This is a genomic window from Dialister histaminiformans (genome assembly GCF_900103425.1).
Taxonomy (GTDB): domain Bacteria; phylum Bacillota; class Negativicutes; order Veillonellales; family Dialisteraceae; genus Allisonella; species Allisonella histaminiformans.
Map to the genome: position 1 here is coordinate 67,239 of NZ_FMXA01000006.1, position 16,185 is coordinate 83,423.

Genomic DNA, 16,185 nt, shown 5'->3' on the forward strand with positions numbered 1-16,185 from the left:
TTGTCTGTATATGCGTGGTATAATAATGACAATATGTAATTAAGCAGGAGGAATTTTCATGTCTCAAAAAGGAAAATATTATATTACTACCCCTATTTATTACCCGAGTGCCAAACTCCATATCGGTCATACTTATTGCACCACTATCGCGGACAGCGAAGCCCGTTTTCACAGACTGGATGGAGATGAAGTGTTCTTTCTGACTGGTTCGGATGAACATGGCCAGAAGATTGAGCAGAAGGCAGAAGCAGAAGGAGTTACTCCTCTTGAATACACAACCCGTATTGTCTCCATGTTCAAGGAACTGTGGAAGGAACTGAATATATCCAACGATGACTTTATCCGTACCACCGAAGAACGTCATAAGAAGGTCGTTCAGGCGTTGTTCCAGCGTGCTTATGATAAAGGAGACATTTATCTTGGCAAGTATGAAGGCTGGTACTGTATTCCTGATGAAACGTTCTGGCCGGAAAATAAACTGACGGAAGAACATGTTTGCCCGGATTGCGGACGTCCGCTGCAGAGAGTCAGTGAAGAAGCCTATTTCTTCAAGATGTCTAAATATGCGGATCGCTGGCTTAAGTTTATAGAAGAAAATCCAGGATTTATTCAGCCGGAAAGTCGCCGTAATGAAATGATTCAGTTTGTAAAGAGCGGACTGGACGATCTGTGTGTATCCAGAACCAGCTTCACCTGGGGGATTCCTGTGCCATTTGATCCCAAGCATGTAGTCTATGTATGGTTCGATGCACTGGTTAATTACCTTACGGCAGCCGGTATTATGGATGATAAGGAAAAATTTGAAAAATTCTGGCCGGCAGATGTACATCTGGTAGGGAAGGAAATTGTCCGTTTCCATACCATCATCTGGCCGATTATGCTTATGAGCCTTGGTATTGAACTGCCAAAAATGGTATATGGCCATGGCTGGCTGATTGTGGATGGGGAAAAGATGTCCAAGTCCAGAGGTAATGTCATCGATCCAATTCCGCTTCTCCGCGAATTCGGATCGGATGCTATTCGTTATTATCTGCTTAATGATATCCAGTTGGGACAGGATGGTAATTTCAGCAGAGAAAGACTTATCAACCGCATTAATTCCGATTTGTCCAACGATCTTGGCAATCTGCTCTACCGTACCCTTTCCATGGTTGAAAAGTATGAAGATGGAGTACTAAACAAGGGAGATGCTTCTGTAGATGACAAGGTGGATGCCGCATGCCGTGAAGTGGAAAAGGGAGCAGAAGATACCCTTAAGGCATTCAAGGAAGGAATGACCAACTGGAAAATCAACGATGCTCTCCGCGCAGTCTGGGCTTATATCCGCTCCCTCAATAAGTTCATCGATGTGACAGAACCATGGATTCTTGCTAAGGATGAAGCTAAGGCCCCGGCACTTCAGGCTGTACTTTATCATATCTGTGAAGGTCTGCGTTTTGTTGCCCTCATGGCAGAACCTGTAATTCCGATTGGTGCTGAAAAAATCTGGAACCAGCTGGGCCTCACCGGATTTGCTGATGCCGGCTATGCTGACCTTACCTGGGGAGGAATTCCAGACGGTACCATAGTTCATAAGGAAGCGCCGATTTATCCGCGCATTGACCTGGAAGAAGAAGCGAAGAAGGCAGCAGCTATTGAAGCTAAGATAAAGGAAGAAGAAGCAGCTAAGGCACCTGAAGTTAATCCAGCCATTGAACCGGTTAAGCCGGAAATTACCTTTGATGATTTTGGTAAGATTGACCTTCGTGTGGCTAAGATTCTCACGGCAGAAAAGGTAAAGAAGTCCAGAAAGCTGATTAAGATGACGGTTTCTCTTGGAAATGAGGAAAGAACAGTGGTCAGCGGTATCGCAGAACATTATAAACCGGAAGAACTGATTGGCAAACAGGTGATTTTTGTGGCCAACCTTAAACCGGCCAAACTGATGGGTATTGAATCCCAGGGGATGATTCTCGCTGCTTCACTGGATGGCAAACTGGTTGTACCAACCGTAGATATGCCGGCAGGAAGCCGGGTTAAGTAATGCTTCCCGTTGATTCTCATGCTCATCTGTATGATGCGATGTATGCGGGACAGACAGAGAATGTGATTTCTTCAGCTCTTGGCCGGGTAGGATTTATTATCTGCCCGTCAGAAGACAGAAAAACATCAGAACAGTCGGTGCAAATTGCATCAGGGGAAAGCCGTATTTTCGCAGCGGTGGGGATTCATCCCCTTCATACGGAACATGTTTCCGGGGAAGACTGGAAACAGATTCTCTCTCTGGCACACCATTCACCTAAAGTGGTGGCGCTGGGAGAGACCGGACTGGATTTTTTCAGTAAGAACTGTGATCGGGAATTGCAGAAGTACTGGTTTTCCAGGCATATACAGGCGGCAGGGGAATTACATCTGCCATTGATTATTCATGACAGAAAAGCCCATGGGGAAATACTTTCTCTTTTACAAAAGCAGGCACATGGAGTTGTTTCCGGAGTTATACATGGTTACAGTGGAAGTCTGGAAACAGCGAAAGCACTGATAAATACAGGCTTTTATATCTCTTTTGGCGGGTCGATTACGTATCCTGGAAGCCGTCGGATCCGGCAGGTAGCATCCACTCTCCCGCTGGACAGGATACTTATTGAAACAGACAGCCCTTATCAGGCACCTTTTGAAAAACATGGGGAACTCAATGTTCCGGAAAATGTGTGGTATGTGGCTCAGGCTCTGGCAAAGCTGAAACAGATGCCGGTAAGCGAGGTCATAGAGACTACTGGACATAATGCTGCAAAGCTTTTTGGAATCAGTAGAAACTAAAATGGGTAACAACAACCCATTCATTGAAAAGCTCTTTCAATTCACTGGATTGAAAGAGCTTTTTTGTATTGATATCTAGATTAATATATATATTCTCTCTGAGTTTGGTAATGCATGAAAAAAGAGCGTAAGAATCCCGTGCTCAGCAATGGATATACTATAGGCGATGTGGTTAATCAGGACGCTCTGAACCATCTGGCGCATTCGGCTGCTGTTGCTGCAGGGCTGGATAAAGGCCTGAATACGCACATTAAACGTGACAGCACAGGAGCTGTGCAATCGGTTTCTTATAATCAGGTTATGAATGATGGACTGACTGCACATAGAGATGATTATTCGCTGGATAAGACACCAAACTATGTAATTTCCGGAGGTACTCTGACTTATAGGGTAACACCGGCAACGGCCACCTATACTGCTGATTCCAGGACCAAGATTTATGGAAATGCAGTATTGGAACCGGATGTACATTATACAGGAACATGGTCATTCCATGGTATGGGAAATCTGGCGTCGGTTTATGAAGACTCTTCAGCCAGAGCCAATGTGATGACGCCGACATCCTTTATAAATGATGCGGCAGTTATGGATACCCATGCGAATGTTCGTTATGATAACGGGCATGTGGCAGCCTACAAGGGCGCGGTGTCCATGTCTCATGACTTGTATCTGAATGACTATAACGTGGAATATGTGAACGGAGATATCACTGTCAATCCGGCAGTACTGACGGTAACCGCCGGGGCAGGTACGCGGATTTATGGTGAGTCCAATTCGACCATTCACTATGATCCGGTTACTCTCACCGGATTCAAGAATCAGGATGCAGGCAATATCCAGATTAACAATCAGGGCAATTTCAGCTCTATGCTGAGGGAACCTCTCCTGTTACCACTGGCACAACTATTGGTACGGTGACCCCGGCAAGTGTAATAGAAGGGCCTGAAAATATGACAAAGGCCACAGACATGGGAATCCCATTCTATTATGTGAATAAAAACAGGGAAGACCAGTTGTATGGAATCTATGCGATAACTTCAGAGAATCATGGAGTTGACCTGGTTCCTTCCCAATCTGTGAAGAACGCCAGAATGGAAAGTGAAAATCATAGGAAGACGGTGGACGTATTTCTGACATTGCATTACCAGATGGGCAAATTTCATCTGGAATATAACGGATCCAGTCTGATTGTCAGTCCGATGGATGAACGTGCGGCTCGATGGATTAAACAGAACACCAGTGTTTCGTCAGCAAGAGAATTGCTCGCTCTTTCTGTAAACAGTGCGATAAATGAACTAAAAGTTACTCCGGAAAATCTGGATGCGGTATATCTGAACATGCAGCAGAAATAATCAGACCCAGAGAAACATTAAAAAGGGATATAAGTCCTTGTGGTATAATTAACAGTGTATTGTCTGTTATCAGGAGGATACAGAATGACTGAAAAAACTGTATTAGTGACAGGTGGTGCCGGCTTTATCGGGTATCATCTTACTAAAAAATTATTGAATGATGGATACCGGATCGTATCGGTAGATAATATGAATGACTATTATGATCCTCATCTTAAGGAGGACAGAATCAGGGATATTGGGAATCATGGGAGCTCTTACGTCTTTATCCCTGTGGATATTGCGGACAAAGAGGCATTGAATCAGGTTTTTGACCAGTATCAGCCAGATGTAGTTGTCAACTTGGCAGCACAGGCCGGGGTTCGTTACAGCATTGATCATCCGGATTCATATATCCAGTCCAACATTATCGGCTTTTATAACATTCTGGAAGCCTGCCGCCATCATCCGGTAGAACACCTGCTGTTTGCTTCCAGTTCTTCTGTTTATGGAACCCGTAAGACCGCTCCGTTCCGCACTACGGATTTTGTAGATCATCCTATAAGCCTGTATGCGGCTACTAAGAAGTCGGATGAACTGATGGCCTACACCTATTCCCATCTGTATGGGATTCCGGCGACCGGCCTTCGTTTCTTTACCGTGTATGGACCGTTTGGACGGCCGGATATGGCTTACTTTAAATTTGCGAATAAGATGGTAAAGGGAGAAACCATTCAGGTATATAACCATGGTGAAATGCTTCGTGATTTCACCTATGTGGATGATATTGTGGAAGGCATTTCCCGTATGATTGTCTGCCCGCCTGATGAGAATGAGGATGGAGACAGATACAAGATTTATAATATCGGGAACAGCCATCCGGTTAAACTGATGGACTTCATCTCCATTCTGGAAAAGGCTATAGGCACAGAGGCAAAGAAAGAATTCCTTCCTATGCAGCCAGGGGATGTATATCAGACCTATGCGGATGTATCGGAACTTGAAAAGGACTTTGACTTTAAGCCGAAGACAACACTGGAAGAAGGGCTGACCCGTTTTGCTGCATGGTTTAAGGCTTATTATCATCTGTCCTGATGGGGAGATACGATTATGAATATATTGCTGGCCAATTTACATAAGTTCATAGGATACAGCGGCGGGATTGAGCATGTTCTGTCGGATATGGCCCAGGCCTTTACGGTAAGAGGTCATAAGGTCACTGTGGTTATGATGGATGAAAAGGACGGGACTCCTTTTTTCCCGCTTCCTGACAATGTGGAGTTTTATAATCTCTGTCATCTTCCTGGAGAAAAGGCGGTGGCCCTCAGCCGGGGATTGAAACTGGTCAGGGAAATCATTCGCCCCTTCAGCCGCGAGCAGGCAAGGAATGTCAACTATAAGCTTATGGAACCGCTCTGGCCCGGATTCCGAAAAATTCTGGATAAGACGAAGCCAGATGTCATCATTTCATCCAGAGAACCGACTGGGAGACTGCTGCTGAGCCATCCGGAGATTTCTGTTCCGGTTATTTCCATGCTTCATAACGATCCAGATGAGATTTTTATGCATTCGCCGGAAGAAGAGAAAAAGATGCTTTGCCGGAGCGCCTCTATTCAGGTCCTCCTTCCATCTTTTATCCCAAAGGCAGAAAAGTATCTTTCCTATAAGCATTTTACGGCAATTCCCAATGCGGTTCCGGAAGCCGGAGTGCAGGCACATCCTGGAGAAAAGAAAGAAGAATATGTGATTACTTCCGTAGGCCGTCTTACCGGCAGAACGAAGAGACAGCATCTGCTGATTGAAGCCTTTGCCCTGCTGGCGGAAGATTTTCCTCAGTGGAAAGTTAATTTCTGGGGCGCGGACTATGACAGAGCCTATGTTATGAAGTTGAAGAAACTGATTGAAGGAAAGCATCTGGAAAATCAGGTCTTCCTGAAAGGAACGACCAGGGATATGCAGTCTGTATGGAAAGAAACGGATATTTTTGCTTTCCCAAGCCATCACGAAGGATTCCCGCTAGCATTGACAGAAGCGATGGCCGCCGGGATTCCGGTAGTGGGGTATGCGTCCTGCCCCGCGGTGAATGAACTGATTGTGTCCGGCGAAAATGGATACCTGGCAGAGGATGGTGTGGAAGCGCTGGCGGAATCGCTGAAAGCACTCATGCTGGATCCGGCGAAAAGGGAATCTTTTGGCCGGAAGGCAAGACAGGGCATGGAGGCCTATCGTCCGGAATGCATATGGAATTCCTGGGAGATGTTGATTAAAGACACTGTGGAAAGAACAAAGAACACTAAGGGTTAAGAGGAGCAAGTATGAGACAAGAGGGAGAACGATTCTTAAAAGAACAGATTACCCGGATGCATGTGGCCGTGATTGGGGATATCATGCTGGATAAGTATATTTCCGGGCAGGTTTCCCGTATTTCCCCAGAGGCACCGGTTCCGGTAAATCTGGTGAGGACAGAACGTTCAGTGTTAGGCGGTGCGGCTAATACAGCTCATAATCTGGCTGCGTTAGGCTGTCATGTATATATTGCCGGAGTTACGGGTGCGGATGACAGTGGCAGCGAAGTGTCTGCTCTGCTTTCCGATGCCCAAGTGGATAAATCCGGAGTCTTTACGCTGGCAGAATACAAGACCACTACCAAAGTCCGTATTCTGGGAGCACGGCAGCAGATGATGCGTCTTGATTTTGAGGAACCATGCAGGGCAGGGAGCGTCATAGAACAGAAAATTTTCAGCTGGGTACAGAACCTGGCCGGGCAGCATATGGACAGTATAGTCATATCTGACTACGGTAAAGGGCTGATTACCCCTTCTCTGGCACAGCAGATTATAACGTATGCCAGAGAAAAAGGGATTCCGGTTCTTGTAGATCCTAAAGGCAGCAACTGGGATAAATATGATTCAGCCTATGCCATCACTCCGAATCTGAAGGAGCTGTCTGACTGCGTCGGCTATGCGGTACCTAATGAAGATGGGGCGGTAGAAGAAGCCGGCCGGGCGGTGCTGGAAAAATATCATCTGGATAATCTTCTGGTCACCCGTTCCGAAAAGGGAATATCTTCCGTCCAGAACGACAGGGTAACCCATTGCCCGGCCAAGGCGCAGGATGTTTTTGATGTATCCGGAGCCGGGGATACGGTTATGGCCGTATTAGCGGCAGCGGTTGGTTCAGGCCTGGATACGGAAACCATTCTGAATCTGGCTAACACAGCAGCAGGGATTTCTGTTTCCCGGGTAGGAACATATTCGGTAAAGAGAGAGGAAGTACTGGCCCGCTGGAAAGAGGAAGAAGGCGGGGTCAGACATACTGAGGGCGCTGTTTCATGGGAAGAAGCGGAAGCGATGATCTCTTACTGGAAATCCAGGGGCGAAAAGGTGGTATTTACTAATGGATGCTTTGATATCCTTCACAGGGGGCATTTGACATACCTGGCTGAAGCAGCAGAACTGGGGGATCATCTGATTATAGGGCTGAACTCTGATGACTCTGTCCGGAGATTGAAGGGAAGCCATCGTCCTGTCAATGGAGAAGCTGATCGGGCCTTCATGCTTTCTGCTCTACGGTTTGTGGATGCGGTGGTTTTGTTTAGTGAAGATACCCCGGAAAAGCTGTTGTCCTGTCTGAAGCCGGATATCCTGGTTAAGGGCGGAGATTATCAGCCCGAAGAGGTGGCGGGACGTCAGTATGCCGGTGAAGTAAGGATTTTGCCTTTTGTGGATGGATATTCCACTACGGATATTATTGCAAAGATAAAAAAGGAAAAATGAATTGGAAGGAAAGAAAATTGATATAAACAATAAAACCATAGTTGTCATGTACATGTTGTACTTTGGCGATATGGTTTCGATTACTCCATTTCTGGAGGTCCTCCGCCGGGAAGCAAAAGGGTCGAAAATTGTTCTTGTCATTGATTCCCGGTTTAAAGAGTCAGTACAGTACAACCCCAATGTGGATGAACTGATAGAAGTAGACAGACATGGTAAGGACAGAAGTCTCAGTGCCTGCTGGAAGATAGGAAAGAAAATAAGACAGATGCATCCGGATCTCCTGATAACCCTTCATGGGACCAGTCGTACTTCGCTGATGGCTCTGGCTATGAAGCCAGGGTTCTGGACCGGCGAACCAGGGACACGGATGGACTCACTCTTTATGGATTATCCTGTGACTATAGAGACTTATAACAGTCATGCAGTAGATAAATATCTTCGGGTTCTTTCGCTTCTGGGCGTAGAGAATCTTACTCATCATGGCATGCGTACATACACATGTGAGGAGTGGGATCGCAGGGCCGATGAATTTTTTGCTGGAGAAGGCATTAAAGAAGGCGCCAAACTGGTTGGACTGTCCGTAGGGAGCTCTACACCGGAAAAGAACTGGCCGGCAGAAAACTTTGGCAAGGTGGCGGAACATTTTGCCAGACGCGGCATGATTCCGGTATTCTTCGGGGTGAAATCAGAACTGCCCCTTATAAAGAAAGCGGTACAGGAAGTAAAGCATCCTTATGTGATCGCCGCCGGAAAACTGTCCATGGGAGAGTTCATGGCCGCGGCGTCTCACTGCAGCCTGTTCTTTACTAATGACAGTGGTCCTATGTACGTGGCGGACAGCCGGGGCGTACCGACCATTGCCATGTTTGGGCCAAGCAATGCGAAGTTTCATCACCCGCTGGGAAAATATTCCAGGGCTATTTCGTCCTGGGATATGCCTATGGGGCCAGAACACGTAAATAAGAATATAAAATCCGGCAATTATGTACCCCTGGATAAGATTACTGTGGAAGAAGTAATTGCGGCCGGGGAGGAAGCCCTCCGGAACGCAGGATGTTAAATAAAAAACGGATGTTTCCCAATGGAAATATCCGTTTTTTATGCAGAATTTTAATCAGAACAGAAGCGCTGTCGCAACCGCCATTATGTGCCGGTATGAGTTTTACCGGCCCACAGGGTCTTAATGGTTAACAGAATGAGCAGTACGGTGAGGGCACCAATGAGAAACAGACCATTGGAGGTCCCTGCATATTCAATCACGGCACTGGTAAAAAGGGTACCAAAAGGTGTACATCCGAGAAATACAAATGTGTAAAGGCTCATAATACGACCCAGGTATTCTTTTGGGGACGCCATCTGAATGGCTGTGTTGCAGTTTACCATGAACAGAATGACCATAAATCCCAGAAATGTAAAAAGAGCCATGGCCAGAGCGTATATGGTTATATAACTTACCATCATGAGCAGAATACCGGAAAGTATTGCAAAATTAAATATACTTTTCTGGCTGACCTTACGGGAAGAAGAGGCAGCAAGCAATCCTCCAGTCATGGACCCCAAACCGATAAAGAACAGTAGCGAACCGAATCCGCCCAGACCCCGATGAAGAACCCGGTCAGAGAAGAGTGGACCATAGGTGCTGAAGTTTAACAGGAAGCTGCTGATAATGCCGACACATACAATATTAGTGATAATAGCGGGAATGTGGGCAGCCATTTTAAAGCCGCTCTTCATCTCGCGGAACGGGTTTCTGTTTACGACGGGGGCAGGAACAGAATTGACATCCATATTCCGGTAAACAAACAGTATAGGAAGAAGGGATGCGGCATTCATAAAGAATAAAGCACTGTAGGACAGGTGATTTAACAGAAATGCAGCGAGCACAGGTCCAATCATACGGGTAAGATTAAAATTGGTTGAATTCAATCCCATGGCACTGTGCAGTGCTTCCGGACCTACCAGTTCCTGCATGAAGGCGAGACGGGTTGGCATATCAAAGGCATCGATACTGCCGGTAAAGAATGCAAAGAACAACATCCAGCAGTAAGTTTCATGACCGGACAGAAGAAGAAGGCCGAGAGAAGAGGCTTGAATGATATACATACATTGCGTCCACATCAGAATTTTGCGCTTATTATGGCGGTCAATCCAAACACCGGCAGGGATGGTAAACAGGAAACTTGGAAGAAACTGAAAGGCAGAAAGAAGGCCCAGCATAAGAGCGGAGTCAGTCATTCGGTATACCAGCCATTGCTGTGTTGTCAGCTGAAGCCAGAATCCCACCAGGGCAATCCGAAATTACGATAATTGCGATATCCCAGAGCAGGGAAAAGTTTTGAGATTTTTTGCATAAAATAAAAAGCCTGTCTATGGTAAAATACATGGTACGGTCATATATGACTATATGGCAAACGTACGAAGTTAAATTCTGAATATAAATATAGATGAAAAATATGGGAGGTTATTATGAAGAAAAAATCCTGGTATGCTGTCAGAAAGGGAAGAAGGGAAGGGTTGTACAGAACCTGGGATGAGTGCAGAAAACAGGTTATCGGGTATCCTGGAGCCTCCTACAAAGGATTTTACACCCAGGAGGAAGCAGAAGCTTTTCTCGGAGACGGTGCCCGAGAACCTGAGACAGCGGTCTATGCTGGAGGAGAAAATCCGGATAGCTTTATAGCTTATGTGGATGGATCCTTTATGCCGTTTATGCCGGGAGTGTTTTCTTTTGGCTGCGTGATTCTCTACAAAGGTAAAACGGAAACCTATGGGGAAAAGATTGAAGATAAGGAAGAGGCAACCATGCGGAATGTGGCTGGCGAGATACATGGAGCAGCTTTTGCCATGAAAAACTGCCTGGAACGGGGAGTATCTGTAATGGAGCTCTACTATGACTATGCTGGCATTGAAAAATGGTGTACTGGAGAATGGAAAGCTAATAAGAAAGGAACTAAAGCACTGAAAGCATATTATGATTCTATCAAAAATCGGCTGACAGTGCACTTTCACAAGGTTCCCAGTCATACCGGAGTCAAATATAATGAAATGGCAGATCAGCTGGCCAAGGGGGCATTACTGGCCCGCCGATAACAGTTGATGTGACACAGAAAAACAGCCATCATACTCAGATATTTTCTGAGTATGATGGCTGTTTGCAGTAACTGGATTATCTCTTATCTGCTTTTCTGGACAGATAATTACCGATAAACTGAATCAGCTGGACAACAATTACCAGAACGATGATGGTGGCAATCATCACGTCAGCCTGGAAACGCTGATATCCGTAACGGATGGCCAGGTCACCAAGTCCGCCGCCGCCGATGGTACCAGCCATAGCGGAAGCGCCGACCAGGGACACAATAACCACGGTTAAGGATTCCAGAATGGAAGGAAGTGCTTCCGGCAGCAGTACCTTGCGGATAATCTGCATTGGGGTGGCACCCATGGATTCCGCTGCTTCAATCAGACCAGATGGAATTTCACGGATAGAAGTTTCTACCATTCTGGCGATATAAGGAATTGCGGCAATGGTAAGAGGAACGATAGCCGCTGTAGTTCCGATGGATGTATGTACCAGAAATCGGGTAAATGGGATAATAGCTACCATCAGGATGATAAACGGAATAGAGCGAATCATGTTGATGATAAAGGCTAACGGTTTATTGATAGCCGGACAGGCGAGAATTTCACCCTTTTCGGTTACTACCAGAAGGATGCCCAGCGGGATGCCCAGGATGGAAGCGCAGATCATGGAGACGGCGACCATGTAGAGGGTTTCACCGAGGGATTCAAAAAGAAGACTAAATATTTCCGGAGACATAGCCGAGAACCTCACTTTCTATCGGTAAAGAATGCAGATGGTTAAATGCTGCGGTGATATTGGAATCACTGCCTGAAACATCGATGATAAGCTTACCAAAAGATACGCCCTGGATAAAGTCTACAGTGCCGTAAAGGATACTGACTTCCAGATTATAATCTCTGGCGAGCTTGGCGATGATAGGTTCATTAGCTACATCGCCGCGGAAGGAAAGGCGCATCATAATGTGGTCATCGGCATTCTCCCGTTCGTCATGGATATGATAATTCTTAAGACCTTCCGGAAGGGTATTGGAGCTGACGCTTCCGATAAAGTTGCGGGCGGTCTCTGTCTTTGGAGAGGTAAAGAGATCGAGAACGCTGCTCTGTTCAATAATATGGCCGTGTTCAATAATAGCCACGCGGTCGGCAATGCTCTTAATAACTTCCATCTGATGAGTAATCATGATGATGGTAATATGCAGTTTTCTGTTAATGTCCTTAAGCAGGTTAAGGATGGATTTTACTGTTTCCGGATCCAGAGCGCTGGTTGCTTCATCGGAAAGAAGAATATCCGGATCGGATACGATGGCGCGGGCTATACCAACGCGCTGCTTCTGACCGCCGGAGAGCTGAGATGGATATTTATCCTTATATTCTGTCAGGCCGACAAGTTCCAGAATATCGGTAATCTTCTTTTTCTGTTCTTCCTTCGGTGTGCCGTAAAGTTCCAGAGGGAAAGCGATATTTTCATATACGGTACGGCTGGAAAGAAGATTGAAATGCTGGAAAATCATCCCGATATGTCTTCGTTCAGCCCGGAGTTCCGAGGTGGAAAGTTTGGTCATATCCTTTCCATTGATGATTACCTCCCCGGAGGTAGGTCTTTCCAGCATGTTTATGCATCGGATAAGTGTAGACTTTCCGGCGCCGGATTGCCCGATGATGCCGAAGATTTCCCCATCGTTAATGGTGAGGTTGATATCCTTAAGGGCATCGACACCGGCTGTATAGGATTTAGATACATGTTTTAATTCAATCATATGACAGCTCCTGTTTTAAATCTGAATAGCCGCAGGTAACAGTGAATTATCTGTTGATAAACTATTTCAAAAGTGAATTGTGAACTTGGTTAAATACTAACATACACATTTTGAGAGGGCAATGAAGAAATAAGATAGCGATTGCTATTCATTAAAACTATATCAGATATAATATGCATAAAACTGCAGGAATGACAGATAGGGAAAGGCTGGTCGTATGTCTTAATGAGTGCTGTATGGCCAGGGAAATTTACAATCTGCATTAGGTAATGTTATAATGAATTAAAGTATGAAAGTTTACGTATCTATATATAGTTCATGCAATATAGATAATTTGCCATACAGGAGGTTTACATGAGTGTCAATTCCAGATTAGTCAATCCACTGACAACGCAGTTATTTGAAGCGATTCTTCTTCTTGAAAATGTGGATGAATGCTATGAATTCTTTGAAGATCTCTGCACAGTTAATGAACTGCATGATATGTCCCAGCGTCTGCAGGTAGCTAAAATGCTGCAGGAAAAGGAAAAATATGAACAGATAGAGGATGTTACAGGGGCCAGCACAGCCACTATTTCCAGAGTCAAAAGATGTCTTACCTTTGGCGCCGATGGATATGCTACAATATTGCAGAGAATGAAAGAAAGAAAAGAAAAAAAGGAGTAATTGAAAAATGAACGAACTGCATATGGCGCATACAGGTTTTAAGGCGTATGATATCCGCGGCGTGATTCCGGATGAAATTAACGAAGAGCTGGCCTACCGGGTTGGACGGGCTTATGCTGAACTTTATCATCCGAAGACCATGTGTGTAGGATACGATGTAAGAAAGAGTTCTCCTGCTTTCTGCAAGGCTGTCTGCGATGGACTTACCGATGGAGGGGTTCATGTTTACAATATCGGCCTCTGCGGAACGGAAATGGTATATTTCACCACGTTCTACTATAAGCTGGATGGCGGGATTATGATTACTGCCAGTCACAATCCATCCAACTGCAACGGGCTTAAGATTGTAAGGGAAGAAGGTAAGCCGGTCAGCTCGGATACCGGGCTTAAAGAAGTGGAAAAGCTTGCCTTTTCCGGCGACTTTGGTGAGATTGTCCATAAGGGAACTGTGGAAAAGAAGGATATACTGGATGATTATGTCCAGCATCTCCTTTCCTATGTGGATGTTTCACGTATGAAACCGCTTCATATTGTGGTTAACGCCGGCAATGGCTGCGCCAATGTAGTTTTCAGCCGTCTGAAGGAACATCTGCCGATCCATTTCACGGAAATGCTGATGCAGCCGGATGGAGATTTTCCGAATGGGGTACCGAATCCTATGCTTCCGGAAAACAGACAGGAAGTCATTAAGAAGGTACTGGAAGTTAAGGCGGACATGGGAATTGCCTGGGATGGGGATTTCGACCGCTGCTTCTTCTTTGACGAAAACGGAAAATTTATAGAAGGTTATTATATGGTAGGGCTCCTGGCCACTTACTTCCTGAAGAAGCATCCGGGAGAAACCATTATCCATGATCCGCGCCTGTACTGGAACACACAGAAGATTGTGGCAGAATGCGGAGGAAAGGCTGTAGAATCTAAGGGCGGACATGCTTTTATGAAGGAAACCATGCGCAGAGTCCATGGTATTTACGGTGCGGAAATGAGTGCTCATCATTTCTTCCGTGACTTCTCCTATTGCGATAGCGGAATGATTCCGTGGCTGATTGTGGCTCAGCTTGTGAGCGAAACAGGTATCAGTCTGGCGGATATGGTATCTCATATGGAAGAAGAATTCCCATGCAGCGGCGAAATCAACCTGCCTGCTTCTGACACAAAGAAGGTGCTGGCAGCGGTTCGCGATAAGTACGCAAAGGATGCGGTATCCGTAGATACGATTGATGGCATTGGCATTAATTTCGAAAACTGGAGATTCAATCTCCGCCCATCCAATACGGAACCATTGATTCGGTTCAACCTGGAAACCAGAGGCGACCGGAAGTTAATGGAAGAAAAGCGGGATGAAATCGTAGCTTTTGTAAAAACCTTATTGTAATAATAAGGCGATAAGCCGATAATCGCGTTGGAAATGACAGATACCGGGCAGGTATGGCCTTTTCCATACACCAATCGGCATAAGTGCAACTTGCAGGGCAGGCGTGTATATGCCTGAAATCCTGAGTTCACAGAAAAAGATTGAGCGGATGGATGTTTTCCTGTATCTTACAGGAAGCATCCATTTTGTTTTGCCTGATTATCTCATCTGGAGAAGACGCCTGGGAGTACTCCCTTATGGCGGGGGTGAATCTTCCTGGTGTCCACAGAGCCGGCTCAGGTTTTAAAATAATATTAAACTTATGAAAAACAGAGCCATATGAAAAACAGAATGTGATAAAATTAAGGAAATCAGACAATGAAATGTTTTCCGTTACCGCCGGATTTATGTATCTGGTGTGGGTAAGGGAGAAAGGATATACAAATGAAAGTATTGGTTACCGGGGGAGCTGGATTTATTGGCTCTCATCTGGTGCGCCGGCTGCAGGCAGAACAGGTGGATGTCACGGTTCTGGATAATCTTTCTACCGGTACACTGGAGCACTTACCAAAAGGTACAAAATTCATAAAGATGGACATTAATGCGCCAGAACTGGATAAGGTTTTTGAAGAAGGACAGTTTGACGCCGTAGTGCATCTGGCGGGACAGATTGCGGTCGGTGTATCTATGGAGGACCCGGTTTTTGACTGCCAGCAGAATATCCTGGGGTCTGTCCACGTTATGGAAGCGGCAAGAAGAAACAAGGTAAAACGGATAATCTTTTCTTCCACCGCGGCGGCATATGGAGATGTAGCCGATAGTCAGCTGCCGGTGAGGGAAGATGAACCACTGCAGGTGTTGTCCTTTTATGGATTGTCCAAAATAGGGGTAGAGAAGTATCTGGAACTGTATTCCCGTTCCTTTGGACTGGAATATGTGATTCTCCGCTTTGCCAATGTATACGGTGAACGGCAGGGAGACAGTGGTGAAGGGGGAGTAATCAGCATTTTCACCAGGCGAATTGCCGAAGGTAAGGATATTACCATTTTCGGGGATGGACATCAGACGAGGGATTTTGTCTATGCGGGAGATATAGCCAATGGTATTTACAGGGCACTGAAAACGCCTTATGCGAATACCATATACAATCTGTCAACACAGACGGAAACCTCACTGAATACCCTGGTAGAGGTGTTGTCCAAGGTGGCCGGAAGAAAAGTTCATCCTTTATATGGCCCGGCACGGCCTGGGGATATTTACCGGTCAAGTCTGTCAAACCGGAAGGCGGAGGCAGGGCTGCTCTGGCGACCTGAAACCTCATTGGAGGAAGGCCTTAAAGAGACCTACCGTTATTTCAAAGATATGTACGGTAAATGAATCTGTATATAGAAAGTTTTTCTTGACAACTGTTTCTAAAG

At 45.7% G+C, this 16,185-nt stretch carries 16 protein-coding genes; 13 read left to right on the forward strand and 3 right to left on the reverse strand.

Translation table 11 applies throughout. The features are described from left to right. Positions 1-58: 58 nt before the first annotated feature. The 8 genes from metG to BLQ79_RS02880 all read left to right on the forward strand — a co-directional run bounded on the left by metG (position 59) and on the right by BLQ79_RS02880 (position 8,966). Positions 59-2,023: a methionine--tRNA ligase gene (gene metG / locus BLQ79_RS02845; protein ID WP_091363648.1), complete on the forward strand. Its 1,965-nt coding sequence runs from the start codon at positions 59-61 to the stop codon at positions 2,021-2,023. Beyond that, positions 2,023-2,799, forward strand: coding sequence for a TatD family hydrolase (locus BLQ79_RS02850; protein WP_091363651.1), 777 nt, complete (start codon positions 2,023-2,025; stop codon positions 2,797-2,799). Before metG ends, BLQ79_RS02850 begins: the two co-directional genes overlap by 1 nt. Before the next feature lie 114 nt (positions 2,800-2,913). Further along, entirely contained in the window at positions 2,914-3,717 is an 804-nt protein-coding gene (locus BLQ79_RS02855; RefSeq protein WP_091363654.1) for a hypothetical protein, read from the forward strand. A 32-nt stretch (positions 3,718-3,749) separates the two neighbouring features. Further along, positions 3,750-4,151, forward strand: a complete 402-nt coding sequence (locus tag BLQ79_RS02860; protein ID WP_091363657.1) for a hypothetical protein — start codon at positions 3,750-3,752, stop codon at positions 4,149-4,151. A gap of 63 nt (positions 4,152-4,214) precedes the next feature. Further along, the gene (locus tag BLQ79_RS02865) at positions 4,215-5,225 is read left to right on the forward strand and encodes an SDR family NAD(P)-dependent oxidoreductase (protein ID WP_407639616.1); all 1,011 of its coding nucleotides are present in this window, start codon (positions 4,215-4,217) and stop codon (positions 5,223-5,225) included. Positions 5,226-5,240: 15 nt separating this feature from the next. Then, positions 5,241-6,434 carry a glycosyltransferase gene (locus tag BLQ79_RS02870; protein ID WP_091363663.1) on the forward strand — a complete coding sequence of 398 codons (1,194 nt, stop codon included), beginning with the start codon at positions 5,241-5,243 and terminating at the stop codon, positions 6,432-6,434. Positions 6,435-6,445: 11 nt separating this feature from the next. Further along, on the forward strand, positions 6,446-7,906 hold the full coding sequence (gene rfaE1 / locus BLQ79_RS02875; RefSeq protein WP_091363665.1) for a D-glycero-beta-D-manno-heptose-7-phosphate kinase: 1,461 nt from the start codon (positions 6,446-6,448) through the stop codon (positions 7,904-7,906). Position 7,907: 1 nt separating this feature from the next. Further along, the gene (locus BLQ79_RS02880) at positions 7,908-8,966 is read left to right on the forward strand and encodes a glycosyltransferase family 9 protein (RefSeq protein ID WP_091363668.1); all 1,059 of its coding nucleotides are present in this window, start codon (positions 7,908-7,910) and stop codon (positions 8,964-8,966) included. 83 nt (positions 8,967-9,049) lie between these two features. Here BLQ79_RS02880 and BLQ79_RS02885 read toward each other — a convergent pair whose 3' ends face one another. After that, entirely contained in the window at positions 9,050-10,141 is a 1,092-nt protein-coding gene (locus BLQ79_RS02885; RefSeq protein WP_234944901.1) for an MFS transporter, read from the reverse strand. Between the two features lie 231 nt (positions 10,142-10,372). Here BLQ79_RS02885 and BLQ79_RS02890 point away from each other — a divergent pair, with 231 nt between their 5' ends. Beyond that, on the forward strand, positions 10,373-10,996 hold the full coding sequence (locus BLQ79_RS02890) for a ribonuclease H1 domain-containing protein (protein WP_091363671.1): 624 nt from the start codon (positions 10,373-10,375) through the stop codon (positions 10,994-10,996). Between the two features lie 76 nt (positions 10,997-11,072). Here BLQ79_RS02890 and BLQ79_RS02895 read toward each other — a convergent pair whose 3' ends face one another. Continuing rightward, positions 11,073-11,726: a methionine ABC transporter permease gene (locus BLQ79_RS02895; protein WP_091363672.1), complete on the reverse strand. Its 654-nt coding sequence runs from the start codon at positions 11,724-11,726 to the stop codon at positions 11,073-11,075. After that, entirely contained in the window at positions 11,707-12,747 is a 1,041-nt protein-coding gene (locus tag BLQ79_RS02900; protein WP_091363675.1) for a methionine ABC transporter ATP-binding protein, read from the reverse strand. The genes BLQ79_RS02895 and BLQ79_RS02900 overlap by 20 nt, the downstream gene beginning before the upstream one ends. A 354-nt stretch (positions 12,748-13,101) precedes the next feature. Between BLQ79_RS02900 and BLQ79_RS02905 the strand changes: the two genes are divergently transcribed. The 4 genes from BLQ79_RS02905 (at position 13,102) to BLQ79_RS02915 (ending at position 16,144) form a co-directional block, all read left to right on the forward strand. Then, positions 13,102-13,413, forward strand: coding sequence for a YerC/YecD family TrpR-related protein (locus tag BLQ79_RS02905; RefSeq protein ID WP_091363678.1), 312 nt, complete (start codon positions 13,102-13,104; stop codon positions 13,411-13,413). Positions 13,414-13,420: 7 nt separating this feature from the next. Continuing rightward, the gene (locus BLQ79_RS02910) at positions 13,421-14,788 is read left to right on the forward strand and encodes a phosphohexomutase domain-containing protein (RefSeq protein WP_200779813.1); all 1,368 of its coding nucleotides are present in this window, start codon (positions 13,421-13,423) and stop codon (positions 14,786-14,788) included. Between the two features lie 109 nt (positions 14,789-14,897). Continuing rightward, positions 14,898-15,074, forward strand: coding sequence for a hypothetical protein (locus BLQ79_RS08235; protein WP_159427822.1), 177 nt, complete (start codon positions 14,898-14,900; stop codon positions 15,072-15,074). Positions 15,075-15,211: 137 nt separating this feature from the next. Continuing rightward, complete coding sequence (locus BLQ79_RS02915) at positions 15,212-16,144, forward strand: NAD-dependent epimerase/dehydratase family protein (protein ID WP_091363681.1); 933 nt, start codon at positions 15,212-15,214, stop codon at positions 16,142-16,144. The last annotated feature ends 41 nt before the right edge of the window (positions 16,145-16,185 follow it).

What these genes read in the sequence shown, in the direction of transcription:
- BLQ79_RS02895 (WP_091363672.1), bottom strand. Translation starts at nt 11,726, where the DNA reads ATGTCTCCGGAAATATTTAGTCTTCTTTTTGAATCCCTCGGTGAAACC.
- BLQ79_RS02855 (WP_091363654.1), top strand. Translation starts at nt 2,914, where the DNA reads ATGAAAAAAGAGCGTAAGAATCCCGTGCTCAGCAATGGATATACTATA.
- BLQ79_RS02860 (WP_091363657.1), top strand. Translation starts at nt 3,750, where the DNA reads ATGACAAAGGCCACAGACATGGGAATCCCATTCTATTATGTGAATAAA.
- BLQ79_RS02905 (WP_091363678.1), top strand. Translation starts at nt 13,102, where the DNA reads ATGAGTGTCAATTCCAGATTAGTCAATCCACTGACAACGCAGTTATTT.
- BLQ79_RS02910 (WP_200779813.1), top strand. Translation starts at nt 13,421, where the DNA reads ATGAACGAACTGCATATGGCGCATACAGGTTTTAAGGCGTATGATATC.
- BLQ79_RS02915 (WP_091363681.1), top strand. Translation starts at nt 15,212, where the DNA reads ATGAAAGTATTGGTTACCGGGGGAGCTGGATTTATTGGCTCTCATCTG.
- BLQ79_RS02870 (WP_091363663.1), top strand. Translation starts at nt 5,241, where the DNA reads ATGAATATATTGCTGGCCAATTTACATAAGTTCATAGGATACAGCGGC.
- BLQ79_RS02890 (WP_091363671.1), top strand. Translation starts at nt 10,373, where the DNA reads ATGAAGAAAAAATCCTGGTATGCTGTCAGAAAGGGAAGAAGGGAAGGG.
- BLQ79_RS08235 (WP_159427822.1), top strand. Translation starts at nt 14,898, where the DNA reads ATGCCTGAAATCCTGAGTTCACAGAAAAAGATTGAGCGGATGGATGTT.
- BLQ79_RS02885 (WP_234944901.1), bottom strand. Translation starts at nt 10,141, where the DNA reads ATGACTGACTCCGCTCTTATGCTGGGCCTTCTTTCTGCCTTTCAGTTT.
- BLQ79_RS02850 (WP_091363651.1), top strand. Translation starts at nt 2,023, where the DNA reads ATGCTTCCCGTTGATTCTCATGCTCATCTGTATGATGCGATGTATGCG.
- BLQ79_RS02900 (WP_091363675.1), bottom strand. Translation starts at nt 12,747, where the DNA reads ATGATTGAATTAAAACATGTATCTAAATCCTATACAGCCGGTGTCGAT.
- rfaE1 (WP_091363665.1), top strand. Translation starts at nt 6,446, where the DNA reads ATGAGACAAGAGGGAGAACGATTCTTAAAAGAACAGATTACCCGGATG.
- metG (WP_091363648.1), top strand. Translation starts at nt 59, where the DNA reads ATGTCTCAAAAAGGAAAATATTATATTACTACCCCTATTTATTACCCG.